We start from the raw sequence: 14,433 nt of genomic DNA, 5'->3' as shown, positions 1-14,433 counted from the left end.
CCCAACCCTGCCACGATGGAACGGAGCCGACTGAAGGAGGCCCAGAAATGGGTGCGTACGACGAGAGCTACCACCGGAGTCTCGCGGATCCGGAAGGGTTCTGGCTCGAGGCCGCGGCCGCGATCTCCTGGATCCGGCCACCTACGCGGGCGCTCGACTCCGCGAACGCTCCGCTGTACCGCTGGTTCCCCGACGCCGCTCTGAACACGTCGTACAACGCGCTCGACCGGCACATCGAGGCCGGCCACGGCGAACGGACCGCGCTGATCTACGACTCACCGGTCACCGGGACAGGACGCGAGTACACCTACTCGGAGCTCCGGGACGACGTGGCGGTGTTCGCCGGCGCGCTCGCGTCGCTCGGCGTCGGCAAGGGCGATCGTGTCATCGTCTACATGCCGATGGTCCCCGAGGCTGTCATCGCGATGCTCGCGTGTGCCCGGCTCGGCGCGATCCACTCCGTGGTGTTCGGCGGGTTCGCGCCGAAGGAACTCGCCGCGCGGATCGACGACGCGACCCCGAAGGTGATCGTCGCCGCGTCGGCCGGGATCGAGCCGGCCCGCGTGGTCGAGTACAAGCCGATCATCGACGCCGCCCTCGAGCTGGCCCAGCACCAGCCGGACCACACGATCGTCCTGCAGCGCGAGGGCACCCTCGCCAAACTCGGTGAGCGCGATCTCGACTGGGCCGCACTGACCGCCTCGGCGGAGCCCGTCGACCCGGTCGAGGTCGCGGCGACCGATCCGCTCTACATCCTCTACACCTCGGGTACGACGGGGAAGCCTAAGGGCGTGGTCCGCGACAACGGCGGGCACGCGGTCGCACTGGCCTGGTCGATGCGGGCCGTCTACGACATCGGGCCGGGCGACGTGTGGTGGACCGCCTCCGACGTCGGCTGGGTCGTCGGCCACTCCTACATCGTCTACGCGCCGCTCCTGGTCGGCGCGACGACAGTTCTGTACGAGGGCAAGCCGGTTGGCACTCCGGACGCAGGCGCCTTCTGGCGAGTCATCTCCGAGCACGGCGCGAAGGCGCTGTTCACCGCACCGACCGCGATCCGGGCGATCAAGAAGATCGACCCCGAGGCCGCCGAGGCGGCGAAGTACCCGCGCGATTCGTTCCGCACGCTGTTCCTCGCGGGCGAGCGGCTCGATCCGGAGACGTACCACTGGGCGCACGAGCATCTCGGCGTACCGGTCGTGGACCACTGGTGGCAGACCGAGACCGGTTGGCCGATCGCGGGCAACCCCCGCGGTCTCGAGCCGTTGCCGACCAAGCCCGGATCGGCGACGGTCCCGATGCCGGGCTGGGACGTGCAGATCCTCGACCCTCTGGGCAAGCAACTCCGCGCGCACGAGGAGGGCGCGATTGCGATCAAGCTCCCGCTCCCGCCGGGTGCGTTGCCGACGCTGTGGGGTGACGACCAGCGCTACATCGACAACTACCTCAGCCGGTACGACGGCTACTACCTGACCGGTGACGGTGGTTACCGGGACGAGGACGGCTACCTGTTCGTGATGGGCCGCACCGACGACGTGATCAACGTGGCCGGCCACCGCTTGTCGACCGGAAGCATGGAGGCCGTACTCGCGGCGCACCCGGCGGTGGCCGAGTGCGCGGTCATCGGCGTCTACGACCCGCTGAAAGGCCAGCTGCCGCGCGGTCTCGTCGTACTCAAGGCCGGTGTCGACATCCCCGAAGAGGTGCTGCGGGAAGAACTGGTGGCCGCGGTACGGCGGGACATCGGGCCGGTGGCGTCGTTCCGGGACGTGTCCGTGGTGGACGGCCTTCCGAAGACCCGGTCGGGGAAGATCCTGCGCAAGACCATGCGCGGCATCGCCGACGGCCGGGACGAGGCGATCCCGTCGACGATCGAGGATCCCGCCGTACTGGACGCGCTACGACCGATCCTGCGCCGTCAGGAAGTCGAGGACCAGCGGCCCGGCGACTGACCGGAACTCGTGGAAGTAGGCGTGCCGGGCCCCGTCGATGAGCTCGGCACGCGCTCGAGGGATCCGGTCGGCGAGGAGTTGCGCGTTGGCGGGCGGGCTGAAGACGTCGTCCGTCCCGTGCACGACGAGCGTCGGCGCCGTGATGTGGGGCAGGCCGTCCCAGGCGTCGTGCCGGTTGCTCGCGACCAGGTGCCGGCTCTTCGCGTACGACGGCATGCTCGTGTCACCGAGGACCGGATACGGGCCGGGGTTCGCGGCCAGCCAGGCCGGGGTGTACATCAGGTCGAGGAGCACGCTGTCGGTTCGCTCCGGGTCGGCGAGAGCGCGGCGGATCTCTCGGCTGCGCTCGTACCCGTGTGCCGCGCCCGGTGACGTGCAGCCGAGGACGAGGGCGTCCACGCGGCCGGGATGGTTGATCCCGATCCACTGCGCGACCCGGCCACCCATCGACGTGCCGTAGACATGCGCCTTCGCCAGCCCCAGTTCGTCGAGCACCGCCACGACATCGTCGGCGAACCCAGGCGTGCTGTAGACCTCGTCGGGTTTGTCGCTGTCCCCGGTCCCACGCCAGTCCAGCGTGATCGTCCGGTACGTCCCCTCGAAGTCGGCGTGGACAGGGTCCCACCAGTGGTGATTGTTGGACTGACCGGCGAGGAGGACGAGGGGCTTTCCCGCGCCGCGAACCTGGTAAGCGATCCGGGTTCCGTCGGCGGTCGTTGTGTGCGGCACGGGTGCAGTCTGCCTGATTCTCCCGAGGGTTAGGCTCGGGGTATGCGAGTCGTGATTGCGGGTGGACACGGACAGATCGCGCTGCGGCTGACGAAGCTGCTGGCCGGTGACGGCCACGAGGTCGTCGGGCTGGTGCGCAACCCCGATCACGAGGCCGATCTGGCCGCGGCCGGCGGGCAGGCCGCCGTACTGGATCTGGAGCAGGCCGACGTCGCGGCGGTGGCCGGCGTACTGGCCGGTGCGGATGTCGCGATCTTCGCGGCCGGAGCCGGACCGGGCAGCGGGAAGGACCGCAAGGACACGGTCGACCGGGGAGCCGCCGCGCTGCTCGCCGACGCGGCCGGGCAGGCCGGCGTACGACGCCACCTGCAGGTCGGATCGATGGGCGCGGACCGAGCGGACTCGCTGCACGACGACGAGGTGTTCACCGTCTACCTGAAGGCGAAGTGGGCCGCCGAGGAAGACCTGCGGTCCAGGGACCTCGACTGGACGATCCTGCGGCCGGGCGGGCTGACCAACGACGCCGGCACCGGTCAGGTGAGGCTGGCGGACAAGACGGGCAACGGCAGCATCAGCCGCGACGACGTGGCGCTGGTGCTGGCCGGCCTCTGCGACACCCCGGCCGCGATCGGCCGGACCCTCGAGCTGATCGCCGGGGACACCCCGGTGGCCGAGGCACTGACGAATCTCTGACGTTGCCGCTGGCAACAGATTGTGACGGCTATGGGCGACACACTGCGGCAGGTGCACTTCGAGCGCCTGGCCAACAGCAGCTACCGGGTCGAGAACGCGCGCGGTGGCAGCATCACCGTCGGCTCCGGTGGCGCCGACACCGACTTCACACCGGTCGAGCTGCTGCTGGCCGCGATCGGCACCTGCTCGGCGATCGACGTCGACATCGTGGTCAGCCGCCGGGCCGAGCCGACCGAGTTCCGCGCGGTGGTCCGCGGCGACAAGGTCCGCGACGCCGAGGAGGGCAACCGGATGGAGAACCTCGCGGTCGAGTTCACCGTCCGCTTCCCCGAGGGCGAGGACGGCGACAAGGCCCGCGAGGCGCTGCCGCGGTCGGTCAAGATGTCCCACGATCGGCTCTGCACGGTCAGCCGCACGGTGGAACTCGGCACCCCGGTCACCACGACGGTCAACGACGATGTATCCGGCTAGATGTATCTAGCCTGATGTAGATTGGCGGGCGTGAACGGAGTCGACCTGTTCCTGCTCGGGCGCGCGTTGATGAAGATCGGCGAGGATGCGCTGCCCGGGGCGCCCGGCGGAGCGGGGAAGTACGCCGGGAGCGCTCGGATGGTCCTGATCGTGGCGAGCGACATCGCCGAGCACCCGGGCAGCGCGGTGGGGGAGATCGCCACCCGCACCGGACTCCCGCAGAGCCAGGTCTCCACGGCGATCGCCCGCCTGAAGGAATCCGGCGCAGTGCAGACGGTGCCGGATCCCGCGGACCGGCGGCGTGCGTTGGTCAGCCAGACGCCTGGTGTGTCGGACCGGTTGGCCCAGGTCCGTGCGACTGGCATCGAAGACGCACTCGCCACCGCTCTCGGCACGGACGACCCGGCTCGAGTGGCCGAGCTGACTCGAGCCCTCGAACAACTAGCGCGCGCCCTCCTGCCCGACCGCAAGGTGTAGACCTCGGCCGGCGAGGAACTCGGCGGGTGAGCGGAGGCGGGTCGTCAACAGTTTCCCGGTACGGCGGCTGTCGAGGCGGACGTCCGACGGCAGACCGGGAGTGAACGGCAACGTGTCCGGGTCGAGTCCGTCCCGGATGGCAATGAGACGGCCGAGCTCCAGACGGTTGAGTGCTTGGGGTCCGGCCACATGGGCGACCCCGGTGACGTCGGACGTGAGGAGTTCGAGGAGCGCCGACGCCAGGTCGGTGACGTGGACCGGGCAGCGAATGTTGCCGGTGAAGAAGGCGCCGGGCTGACCGGCGGCGACCGCGTGCACCAGGCGCTCGGTCGCCGACCGTCCGTCGTGCCCGACGATGATCGACGTACGCGCGATGACGGCAGACGGAGCGATCGCCCGGATGGCTGTCTCGGCAGCCGCCTTGGCCGCGCCGTACGGCGTGACCGGGCAGGGTGGCTCGTCCTCGTCGTACGGCGCAGCCCGGCCGGCGAACACCACATCGGTCGAGACGAACACCAGCCGCGCATCCGCTCCGGCGACCGCGATGTTGGCCGCACCATCGGCCGTCGTCACCCAGTCGGCCTGGTCGAACGCGGTGTGAATGATCCCGTCCGGCCGGACTCTGCGGAGGACGTCCAGCACATCGTCCTGCCGCCGTACGTCGAGCCGAACTCCACCCGGTATTTGCTGGGAGTGGTAGGCCGGTATCACTTCGTGCTCGGCCAACCGCAGCAGCTCGCGCCCCAGGAGTCCAGTGGCCCCAGTGACGAGCAGCCTCACAGCCCCACACTACGACGTTGCAGCCGCCATCCGGCAGTCCGTGTGCTCCGCTTGACCTCGCCGACGGTCCGCACCTTCCGCGGGCTCATCCACGACTGCGACGGCTTGTGCAGCATCCACCCGTCCCCGAGCGTGATCGCCGTGTGCTGGACCGCCTGGCCGGCGTCCCGCCACACGAAAACCGTGCCCGGTGCGTCATCGCGCCCACCTGGCGTCGTGTGCCCCGCCAGCCACTGCTCGAACGGCTCACGCTGCATCCACACCTCCTGGGCACCATCGACCCCACAGGCCGCCATCACCGTCCCGAAGCAGTTGGGTCCGCTGCCGTCCGGGAACGTGCCGGCCAGTTCACGAGCCCGTGGCAACTCCGCCGGCCAGGTGCGGACCTCAGCGTGCCGGCTCGGTCCGAGGTCCCGGCTCACGATCGGTGGTAGCACGACATCGGCATCGGGCAGCAGCGACTTCCACCAGACGAAGCGATGCCCGTCGGCTTGCTGTCGAGCGTCGAGGACGCTCGACCATCCGCGGACAGTCGGGACGGCGTCGCGGCCGTGGCTCACCTGGGCGCGGACCAACGCCGCCCGGGTCGCCTTCGGCAGGTCCGCGTACGTTGCCTCGTCCAGCCAACTGATTCGGGCAGCCTTCCGGTCGACGTAGTACGTCCGATAGGTGTCGCGCTGCTCCGCGGTGGGCTCGCGTACGTCGTCCACTGGCAGCCCCCACTGGGAGGCCTGCTTCTTGGTGAGGAAGAAGGGTTGCTCATCGGGTGCGAGCCAGTCGACCCATCGCTCCAGCAGGCCGGGGGAGACGGTGACGCCCAGGACGGTCAGCATCCGGCAACGCTTTCATCCTCAGGGGCGATCGGTCACCGGCTTTTGTGGACCCCGGTAGGGCTGGGTCTGGGAGTAGACCAGGTTGGTGGTGGTGCTGCCGAACTCGGTGAGTTCGTTGACGAGTTCCTCCAGGTGCGGCATCGAGGCCGCGGCGACCTTCAGCGTGTAGCAGTCGTCGCCCGTCGTCCGGAGGCACTCGAGGATCTCCCGCCGGTCCGCGAGCAGCCGGTGCAGCGGCTCGTGCTTGTTGCCCGGGTACTTGAGCCGGACGACGGCCAGCACCGGGTAGCCGACCTTCGTCAGGTCGACGTCCGCGCGATACGCGGTGATCACGCCGATCGACTCCAGCCGCCGAACCCGCTCGGTGGTCGCGGAGGCGCTCAGGTTGACCCGGCGGCCGAGCTCGGTCAGCGACATCCGGGCCTCGTGCTGCAGCTCGGCCAGGATGGCCCAGTCGGTCGGATCGAGAGTCTCGGTCATACCGGCAATCTACCGGTGAATCCCCGGCGACGGGCGCCGGATGCCGGGAGGAATCCCTTCAAGACCGGCAGCCTGCCTGGATAGCCTGGCTCCCGTGGAAATCGGTGTGAACGTCCCGAACTTCGGCCCCGGCACGAACCCGGCGCGACTGCGCGAGTGGGCGCGGGTCGTCGAGGGGCTGGGCTATGACCTGCTGATGGTGTCCGACCATGTCGCGATCACTCCCGATGTCGCGGAGAAGTACCCCGCACCGTTCTTCGAGCCGTTCACCACCTTGAGCTGGCTCGCCGGGGTCACCGAACGGGTCCGGCTCGGGACCACGGTGCTGATCGCGCCGTACCGGCACCCGTTGCTGGTGGCAAGGATGGCGGCGAACCTCGACCAGCTCAGCGGCGGCCGGCTCGTGCTCGGCGTCGGGGTCGGCTGGGCCCGCCAGGAGTTCGAAGCCCTCGGCGCCGACTTCACGAAGCGTGGAAGCCAGACGGACCACCTGCTCGCCGAGCTCCGGCGCGCCTGGGCGGACCAGAAGGACTACGGCGCCGGCAACATCCCGATCTGGATCGGCGGCCACAGTACGGCGGGGATGCGCCGGGCGGTGCGGTTCGGCGACGCGTGGCACCCGCTCCGGGAGCGGCTCGACTGGATGCGCACGGCAACGGATCGGCTGCGTGCGATCGCCGCCGCGGAGGACCGGCCGGCGCCGGACTTCGCGCCCCGGATCCTGCTCCGGCTGACCCCCGAGCCGCTGCGCGACGACGAGCGGGCCGCCGGTGAAGGCTCGCTCGAGCAGGTGCTGGCAGACCTCGACGCACTGCGTGAGCTCGGCGCGCGGAGCGTCGTACTGGATCCCTTCCAAGGGGATCCGGCCGAGACCGAACGGCCCGAAGTGGCCTGGCAAGCGCTGGCGACGATCGCCGCGCACCGACGACAGGAGACGATGTGACCCCCGAAGCAGAAGGCTTCCTCCGCCGCGCGATCGAGCTGGCCGCGGCCGCGCGGCAGGCGGGCAACCCGCCGTTCGGCTCGCTGCTGGTCGGGCCGGACGGGACCGTTCTCGCCGAGGAGCAGAACTCGACCATCACCGACGGCGACATCAGCTTCCACCCCGAGCTGAAGCTCGCGGTCTGGGCAGCGCGGGAGCTCTCACCCGAACAAGCCGCCGGCACGACGATGTACACCAGCTGCGAGCCGTGCGGGATGTGCGCCGGCGCTCTCGCCCGCTCGGGACTCGGCCGTGTGGTCTATGCGCTGTCGGGCGAGCAGCTCGGCGGACTCAAGCCCACCGGCGGCTTCCCCGCCGTACCTCTGGAAGGCCCGGCGCTGTACGACGAGGCGCGCGTGCCGGTCGATGGCTACTACGCCTAGATCGGCACGCGCGCGTCGTCCTCACTTCGGGGCGAGGCAGAGTACGTACTTCGTGGAGCCGCTGTCGTAGACGTATGACGCCTCGGAGCCGGCGAACTGCTCGCACTGGGTGTCGTCGGTCGAGTCGTCCACCTTGCCGACGATCTTGTACTCGGCGTCCGACGAGCTGCAGTCGACGACCTTCACGTTCGGGTCGCTGGACGTGCCTTTGTTCTGCACGCATTGCCCGACGTCGGCGTTCGAGGTGGAGTTGATGTTCGCGAAGATGATCAGCGCGAGCAGCGCCACCGGGATCAGCAGACCGAGGATCGCCGGGCGCTGGAACAGCGGCTTGCCCGGATCCATCGGCCGGCCCGGACCCGGGGTAGGCTCGGGCAGGCGCTTGAACTTCTGCATCGGGCCGATGTTCATCAGCATCATGATCGGGTTGATGATCGACGACCCGATACCCCACCAGCCCTGCCACAGGCTCTTCGAGGTCATGTCCCGGACCGATGCGATACCGCAGGTGCGGCAGAACGGTCCCTGCAGCGTCAGCCACTTCATCAGGATGATGAGGCCCCGGTGCCCGCGCACGGTCGCGTCGACCGCCGGGAACCCACCACAGAACCGGCACTGCTGCTGGCCCTGCGCCGCGAACGCCTGCTGGCCGTGCGGGAACGCCTGCCCCTGCTGCGGGTAGGACTGGCCGTACGGCGCCTGCTGCTGGAACGACTGCTGCCCGTAGGGCTGGCCGTACTGCTGATCAGGCTGGCCGTACACCTGGCCCTGGTGCGGTTGGCCGGGCTGCTCGCCGTACCCCTGGCCAGGCTGCTGAACCGGCCCGGGCTGCTGCTGAGGCTGGGCGTACTGCGGGAACTGCTCCGGGGGCGGACCGTAATCGCCCGGCTGGCCTGGGTAGGGGTTCTGCGGTGGCTGGGGAGGGGATGTGGTCACGGACGATTCCCTGAAACTCGATGTCGGATCAAGCTGAACCACCGCACCCTACTCACCCCAATGGGCCACCGCGGCCTCCGATATGGCACCGTGCCGTGCATGCTCACCATCGGCCGCCTGGAACCTACCGACCGTGACGCCTGGCAGGCCTTGTTTGCCGGCTACAACGAGTTCTACGGCCGCACGATGCCGGACGACTTCTTCGATCACGCGTGGTCCAGATTCCAGGACGACGTGGAGATCCACGCACTGGGTGCGCGCCTGGACGGGCAGTTGGTGGGCATCGCACACTTCCTGACCCACGCGAGTACGACCGCGCCCGACTCCTGCTATCTGCAGGACCTCTTCACCGCACCCGAGGCCCGGGGCCAGGGTGCTGCGCGCGCGTTGATCGCCGCGGTCACGGACTGGGCTCGCGAGCGTGGGTGCGGCCGGGTGTACTGGTCGACGCACGAGACCAACGCGACCGCCCGACGGCTCTACGACCAGGTCGCCGAGAACCGGGGCTTCATCCTCTACCTGATCCCGCTGTAGCGGTCGGCGAGTTCGCGGCCGAGGCGGGCGAGCTCCGCCTGGACCGAGGGCGGGCCGACCACGTCGATCGAGCCGCCCCAGCCGGCCAGGTGCTGGGCGATCATCAGCGGAGTGGGCGCGGTGATCCTGAGCCGGACCCGATCGCCCTCCGTCCCGTCGACCTCGCAGTTGCGGCCGAGCCGGTCCTGCATCACCCACACGAACCGCTCGTCCATCAGCACGGTCGCGGTCGGTCCGGAGCGCCGTTCCTCCATCCGGTCGACGATCTCGCTCCACGCGGCGGACAGGTCGAAGTCGGCCGGCCGCTCGAACGAGTCCTCGGTCAGTTCGGCCGACACCACCCGCTCGACCCGGAACGTCCGTTGCCCCTTCTCGGTCTGCGCGATCAGGTACCAGATGTCGTCCTTGTCCACGAGCCCGAGCGGATCGACCAACCGCTCCGACTCCTCCCGGCCTCGTCCTTGATAGAGCAGTCGCACTCTGAGCCGACGTACGACGGCATCCTGCAGCCGGCGGACCAGCTCGGGACGGTCCTTGACGTGCTCGCCCCAGCGGGCCGGATCGATCACGACCGCCTCGGCCGCTGCCTGTGCGTGTTCACGGAAGGTGTCGGGCAACGCGCGGACGAGCTTACGCAGCGCGGCCCTGGCGTCGGGAGCAATGGACGCCGCCGGACCGACCAGGAGGAAGAGGGCCTGCGCCTCGGTGGCGGTGAGGCCGCTGAGGTCGGTCCGGGCGCCGCCGACGAGTTGCCAGCCGCCGTTGCGTCCGGCCTGCGGGTAGACGGGGATGCCGGCAGTCGACAGCGCCTCGAGATCGCGGCGCGCGGTGGCGACGGAGATCTCCAGCTCCTCCGCGACCTGGGCCGCGGTCACCCGTCCGCGGGCCTGCATGAGCAGCAACACCGCCACCAATCGATCCGCCCGCACCTCGTCATCGTCGCAGACAAACCGCTCATCCAGTGCGCACTTAACTCGCCGGCACCTCGCGTGGTGCGTCCTCGCCCACCAGGCCGTCGATGGACTCGCGGATCAGGTCGGCGTGACCGGTGTGCCGCGCGTACTCCTCGATCATGTCCGCCAGCATCCGGCGCAGGTTCGGCGACTGACCGTCGGGCCAGACCAGGTACCCGACGGTGCCCAGGCCGCCGTTGTCCAGGGCCTCCGCGATCGAGGCTCGCGAGCGCTGCACGGCGCTCTCCCACAGCTGCATCAGTTCCTCGGGGGAGTCGTCGGCTGCGGTGCGCCACTCCCAGTCGGGATCCGAATCCCAGTCGATTCGGTTCCACGGCTCGCCCGGGTCGCGCCCGTACAACCGGTGCGAGAACATGTCGTCCTCGACCAGGGCGAGGTGCTTGACGAGACCGCCCAGCGTCATCGTCGACGGGCTGAGCCGCGCGCTCATCCCGGCCGCGTCCAGGCCGCCGCACTTCCATGCGAACGTCCGGCGATTGCGCTCAAGCACGCCGAGCAGCGTCTCGACCTCGCCGCCCGCGGCCGGCAACTCCACCACAGTGTTCTTGTCCATGCCCGGGACGCTACGCTCGGTTCCGGACGGTTCACTTCCGGATTGATGGAGGGGCTGTGGCGTACGACGTGAGTCCGACCGCGCGGACGTTGATGGTGCTGGAGCTGATCCAGAACAGCCCGGGTATCACGGCCGACCAACTGGGGGACAAGCTCGGGGTCTCGGAACGGGCGGCCCGGCGGTACGTCGCGATCCTGCGGGAGGCCGACATACCGATCGAGTCGGTCCGCGGTCCGTACGGCGGCTATCGGGTCGGCCGCGGGTTGCGGCTGGCACCGCTGATGTTCAGTGCCACCGAGGCGCTCGGCCTGGTGATGGCGGTGCTCGAAGGACCACGCGGCGCCGACGACCCGGTCGAGAACGCACTCGGCAAGATCATCCGGGTCCTGCCCGAACCGATCGCCCGCTCGACCGACGCCATCCGCCGGGTCAGCGCTCGCGGTCCGGACCCCGGTGCCCGCACGCCGGACCCCGAGATCACCGCCGCGCTCGTCTCACACAGCACCGCGCGCCGCCGCATCGTCATCCACTACCGCCGCCACTACGGCGAGGAGTGGCCGATGGACGTCGACCCGTGGGCGGTCGTCGTACGCCGGGGGCGCTGGTATCTGCTCTGCTGGTCACACACGAAGAACTCGCAACGAGTCCTGCGCGTCGACAAGGTCACCAAAGTCGAACCACAGTCCACTGAATTCATCCCACCTGCAGACCTTGACCCGCTGGCCGCCGTCGAAGAACACCTGGCAATGGGCTGGAAATACCCCATCGAGGTCACCATCGACGCCCCTCGTGACGAGGTCGCGCGCTGCATCTCCCGCAGCATGGGCCGCCTCGAATCCATCGACGAAACCCACACCCGCCTGCTGGCCAGCACCGACGAACCGTACTGGTACGCGAGCCAGTTGACCTCACTGCCATGGCCCTATCGCATCCTCCAATCCCCGGAGCTGAAGACCGCGGCCCGGAACCTCGCCCAACGCTTGCTGGAGGCAAGTAACAGTGAATGAGATCGAGTTCGACGGGGAGATCTGGTTCTGGCGCGGGCCGGCGCCGTGGTATTTCATCACGGTGCCGGAGGAGGAATGCGCGTATCTGGAGGCGGAGTCGGGCTTCGTGAGTTACGGGTGGGGGATGATCCCGGTCACCGCGGAGATCGGCGACAGCGTCTGGGAGACGTCGTTGTTCCCGAAGGACGGGCGGTACATCGTGCCGGTGAAGGCGGCGGTGCGGCGGGCGGAGGAACTGGACGACGGGGATGCCCCGACGGTGCGCTTGCGGATCCGGACCTGAACTGTCGGCGGGCGGGTCTAGCGTTCGTCGTACATCCGGCACAGGGAGGAAACGGCATGTCCACGCTGGCAGATCGGCCGAACACGGCACTGATGGTGATCGACGTCCAGAACGGCGTCGTCGGCGGCGCGCACGAGCGGGATCAGGTGGTGGCCAACATCAGCACTCTGGTCGGCAAGGCCCGGGCCGGCGGGGTGCCGGTCGTCTGGGTCCAGCACTCGAGCGACAACCTGGTGAAGGACAGCGACGAGTGGCAATTCGTTCCTGAGCTCAAGCGGGACGACTCGGAGCCGCTGGTGCACAAGACGTTCGCGGACTCCTTCGAGGACACCGATCTCGAGGACGTCCTCGCCGCCGCCGGGATCGGCCGGGTGTTCGTCAGCGGCGCCCAGACCGACGAGTGCATCCGCTCCACGATCCACGGCGCCATGGTCCGCGGGTACGACGTGACCCTCGTCGGCGACGCTCACACCACCGAGGACCTGTCCGAGTACGGCGCGCCCACGCCGGACAAGGTGATCGCCCACACCAACCTCTACTGGCAAGATCACCGAGCCCCGGGGCGGACCGCCGCCGTCCAGGAGACCGCCGAGGTCACCTTCACCGACTGATGACGCATCGGATTCTGCATCTGTCCGACACCCATGTGAGTCGCACCGGTCCGGATGAGGACGGCGTCGACGGGCTCGCTGCCTTACGGGGTCTGCTGTACGACGTACGCCGGGTGCAGGAGCTGGATCTGGTGGTTGTCAGCGGGGACGTCGCCGATGACGGGTCCGAGGCGGGCTGCCGCGCGGTCCGCTCGGTTGTCGGCGAGTTCGCGGCGGAGCGGAGCATTCCGCACGTGTACTGCACGGGCAACCACGACCGCCGCGACGGCTTCGCGGCGGCGCTCGGCTCCGGGCATCTCGCTGCGGATGGCTCACCCCTCGGCCGCGCCGCCGACGTCGACGGGGTGATCGCCGCGGTCAGTGACGTCGCCGGCCTGCGGGTGATCACGCTCGACAGCCTCGTCCCGGGCGAGACGTACGGCGTCCTGGGTCGGGCCCAACTGGACTGGCTGGCCGCGGAGCTCGCGTCGCCGGCGCCGGCCGGGTCGATCGTCGTACTCCATCATCCGCCGATGTCGATGGATGCGATCCCGTATCTGAAGTCCGTCGTACTCCAGGATCCTGAGGAGTTGGGACGCGCGCTGGCCGGGACCGACGTACAAGCCGTGCTGTGCGGTCACCTCCACCACCAGTTGGCCGGGCAGCTGAGCACGAAGCCCGTGTGGGTGACGCCTGGCGTCATCACGCGGATCGACCTCACCGCGCCAAGCACCTTGGTCCGCGGCGTCCTCGGAGCCGGCGCGACCGTGGTCGACCTCGGCGGCCCGTTCGGCCCGATCTTCCACACCGTCCACGCCCGCGACCCCCAAGCCGGCACCGAGGTCTACGTCTACGACCCCGTCACCGGCGACGACATCACCGAAGACTGATTCGAGGTAGAGCTGCGCTGCCTCGGCGAGTGCGGTCAGTAGCGCCGCGATCGCGGGTGGGTCGGGTGGTTCGCCGTACGTCGCGGCGTATACGTGGCGCTGCGAGCCGGGCAGTTCGGTGGCGACGATGCCCTCGGCGCGGTGAGTGCGCAAGGCGAGGCCCGGCATCGTCGTCACGCCGAGTCCCGCCGCGACCAGCGCCTGCATCACCACCATGTCGTCGGACGTGTAGCCGATCCGCGGTTCGTAGCCCTCGGCGGCGCACAGCGAAACCAGGTGACTACGGCAACGATCGCAGCCGGCGATCCAGGTCGCGTCGCGGAGCCCGGCCAACTCGGTCTTCCGATCCCGGGACAGGACGTACAGCGGATCGTCCAGCAGGTGATGCAGTCGTACACCGGACGGCTCCGGCTCGGTCTCGTCGTACCGGAAGACGATCGCGACATCGATCTTCCCGGTCCGCAGCAGCTCCAGCGCCTCGGGCGGATGCGTGTCGAGGAGGCTGATCCCGAGACCCGGGTGCTTGCCGGCGAGCACCGCGAGAGCGCCCGGGACGAGCGACCCGATCGCCGACGAGAAGCCGGCCAGACGGACCCGGCCCGCGCTCAGGCCGACGTGGGCGGCGAGTTCCGCGTCGACGGCGTCGATCCGTCCGATGATCTCGGCGGCACGGTCGGCCAGCAGCCGGCCGGCCTCGGTCAGCCGGATGCCGCGGCCGGCACGTTGCAGCAACTGCGCCCCGGTCTCGGCCTCGAGGCGCGCGAGGTGGTGGGTGACGGACGGCTGCGAGTAGTGCAGCTCCCGCGCGGCGGCGGTGACCGATCCGTTCCGCGCGACCGCGTCGATCACACGCAACCTCGTGACATCGAGCATGTATCAAACCCAT

The 14,433-nt window shown here is 69.5% G+C and carries 18 protein-coding genes and 1 pseudogene; 11 read left to right on the top strand and 8 right to left on the bottom strand.

Features of this window, described 5'->3' with window-relative positions:
• Nucleotides 1-47 precede the first annotated feature (47 nt).
• Nucleotides 48-1,952, top strand: a complete 1,905-nt coding sequence (locus OG555_RS35505) for a propionyl-CoA synthetase (protein ID WP_329477216.1) — start codon at nt 48-50, stop codon at nt 1,950-1,952.
• Here the strand turns inward: OG555_RS35505 and OG555_RS35500 are convergent.
• Nucleotides 1,899-2,681 (bottom strand): alpha/beta fold hydrolase, encoded by a 783-nt coding sequence (locus OG555_RS35500; RefSeq protein WP_329477213.1) that lies wholly within the window; start codon nt 2,679-2,681, stop codon nt 1,899-1,901. The two genes, OG555_RS35505 and OG555_RS35500, sit on opposite strands and share 54 nt — an antisense overlap.
• A gap of 42 nt (nt 2,682-2,723) precedes the next feature.
• Between OG555_RS35500 and OG555_RS35495 the strand changes: the two genes are divergently transcribed.
• The 3 genes from OG555_RS35495 to OG555_RS35485 are packed head-to-tail and all read left to right on the top strand — an operon-like array spanning nt 2,724 to nt 4,322.
• Complete coding sequence (locus OG555_RS35495) at nt 2,724-3,374, top strand: SDR family oxidoreductase (RefSeq protein WP_329477211.1); 651 nt, start codon at nt 2,724-2,726, stop codon at nt 3,372-3,374.
• Between the two features lie 30 nt (nt 3,375-3,404).
• Nucleotides 3,405-3,845: an OsmC family protein gene (locus OG555_RS35490; RefSeq protein WP_329477209.1), complete on the top strand. Its 441-nt coding sequence runs from the start codon at nt 3,405-3,407 to the stop codon at nt 3,843-3,845.
• Between the two features lie 30 nt (nt 3,846-3,875).
• On the top strand, nt 3,876-4,322 hold the full coding sequence (locus OG555_RS35485) for a MarR family winged helix-turn-helix transcriptional regulator (RefSeq protein ID WP_329477207.1): 447 nt from the start codon (nt 3,876-3,878) through the stop codon (nt 4,320-4,322).
• Here OG555_RS35485 and OG555_RS35480 read toward each other — a convergent pair.
• Genes OG555_RS35480 through OG555_RS35470 form a run of 3 tightly spaced genes read right to left on the bottom strand, consistent with a single transcriptional unit; the run spans nt 4,287 to nt 6,415 of the window.
• A complete protein-coding gene (locus OG555_RS35480; RefSeq protein WP_329477204.1) occupies nt 4,287-5,102 on the bottom strand; it encodes an SDR family oxidoreductase in 816 nt (271 codons plus the stop codon). The genes OG555_RS35485 and OG555_RS35480 overlap by 36 nt on opposite strands.
• Nucleotides 5,099-5,935: a hypothetical protein gene (locus OG555_RS35475; RefSeq protein WP_329477202.1), complete on the bottom strand. Its 837-nt coding sequence runs from the start codon at nt 5,933-5,935 to the stop codon at nt 5,099-5,101. The genes OG555_RS35480 and OG555_RS35475 overlap by 4 nt, the downstream gene beginning before the upstream one ends.
• Before the next feature lie 18 nt (nt 5,936-5,953).
• Nucleotides 5,954-6,415 carry an Lrp/AsnC family transcriptional regulator gene (locus OG555_RS35470; protein WP_329477200.1) on the bottom strand — a complete coding sequence of 154 codons (462 nt, stop codon included), beginning with the start codon at nt 6,413-6,415 and terminating at the stop codon, nt 5,954-5,956.
• A 94-nt stretch (nt 6,416-6,509) separates the two neighbouring features.
• On the opposite strand from OG555_RS35470, the gene OG555_RS35465 reads away from it, so the two are divergent.
• Nucleotides 6,510-7,358, top strand: a complete 849-nt coding sequence (locus OG555_RS35465; protein ID WP_329477198.1) for an LLM class flavin-dependent oxidoreductase — start codon at nt 6,510-6,512, stop codon at nt 7,356-7,358.
• Entirely contained in the window at nt 7,355-7,780 is a 426-nt protein-coding gene (locus OG555_RS35460; RefSeq protein WP_329477196.1) for a nucleoside deaminase, read from the top strand. Before OG555_RS35465 ends, OG555_RS35460 begins: the two co-directional genes overlap by 4 nt.
• 21 nt (nt 7,781-7,801) lie before the next feature.
• Here OG555_RS35460 and OG555_RS35455 read toward each other — a convergent pair whose 3' ends face one another.
• Entirely contained in the window at nt 7,802-8,716 is a 915-nt protein-coding gene (locus OG555_RS35455; RefSeq protein WP_329477194.1) for an LppU/SCO3897 family protein, read from the bottom strand.
• Between the two features lie 99 nt (nt 8,717-8,815).
• Between OG555_RS35455 and OG555_RS35450 the strand changes: the two genes are divergently transcribed.
• Nucleotides 8,816-9,250, top strand: coding sequence for a GNAT family N-acetyltransferase (locus OG555_RS35450; protein WP_329477192.1), 435 nt, complete (start codon nt 8,816-8,818; stop codon nt 9,248-9,250).
• On the opposite strand, the gene OG555_RS35445 is transcribed toward OG555_RS35450, so the two are convergent.
• Both OG555_RS35445 and OG555_RS35440 read right to left on the bottom strand, forming a co-directional pair.
• Entirely contained in the window at nt 9,232-10,179 is a 948-nt protein-coding gene (locus OG555_RS35445; RefSeq protein ID WP_329477190.1) for a helix-turn-helix transcriptional regulator, read from the bottom strand. The genes OG555_RS35450 and OG555_RS35445 overlap by 19 nt on opposite strands.
• 40 nt (nt 10,180-10,219) lie before the next feature.
• A complete protein-coding gene (locus OG555_RS35440) occupies nt 10,220-10,777 on the bottom strand; it encodes a DinB family protein (protein ID WP_329477189.1) in 558 nt (185 codons plus the stop codon).
• A 56-nt stretch (nt 10,778-10,833) separates the two neighbouring features.
• Here OG555_RS35440 and OG555_RS35435 point away from each other — a divergent pair, with 56 nt between their 5' ends.
• Genes OG555_RS35435 through OG555_RS35420 form a run of 4 tightly spaced genes read left to right on the top strand, consistent with a single transcriptional unit; the run spans nt 10,834 to nt 13,547 of the window.
• On the top strand, nt 10,834-11,784 hold the full coding sequence (locus OG555_RS35435; protein WP_329477187.1) for a helix-turn-helix transcriptional regulator: 951 nt from the start codon (nt 10,834-10,836) through the stop codon (nt 11,782-11,784).
• Complete coding sequence (locus OG555_RS35430; RefSeq protein WP_329477185.1) at nt 11,777-12,067, top strand: DUF1905 domain-containing protein; 291 nt, start codon at nt 11,777-11,779, stop codon at nt 12,065-12,067. The genes OG555_RS35435 and OG555_RS35430 overlap by 8 nt, the downstream gene beginning before the upstream one ends.
• A gap of 56 nt (nt 12,068-12,123) precedes the next feature.
• Nucleotides 12,124-12,678: an isochorismatase family protein gene (locus tag OG555_RS35425; protein WP_329477184.1), complete on the top strand. Its 555-nt coding sequence runs from the start codon at nt 12,124-12,126 to the stop codon at nt 12,676-12,678.
• Complete coding sequence (locus OG555_RS35420; protein WP_329484919.1) at nt 12,678-13,547, top strand: metallophosphoesterase; 870 nt, start codon at nt 12,678-12,680, stop codon at nt 13,545-13,547. The genes OG555_RS35425 and OG555_RS35420 overlap by 1 nt, the downstream gene beginning before the upstream one ends.
• Before the next feature lie 75 nt (nt 13,548-13,622).
• On the opposite strand, the pseudogene OG555_RS35415 reads toward OG555_RS35420, so the two are convergent.
• Nucleotides 13,623-14,420 (bottom strand): annotated as a pseudogene (locus OG555_RS35415) (LysR family transcriptional regulator); the annotation flags it as partial.
• Between the last annotated feature and the right edge of the window lie 13 nt (nt 14,421-14,433).

Origin of the sequence: Kribbella sp. NBC_01484 (genome assembly GCF_036227145.1) — a bacterium.
Taxonomy (GTDB): Bacteria; Actinomycetota; Actinomycetes; order Propionibacteriales; family Kribbellaceae; genus Kribbella.
Note: the sequence above shows the minus strand (reverse complement) of the source record. Positions and strands in the feature narration are given on the sequence as shown.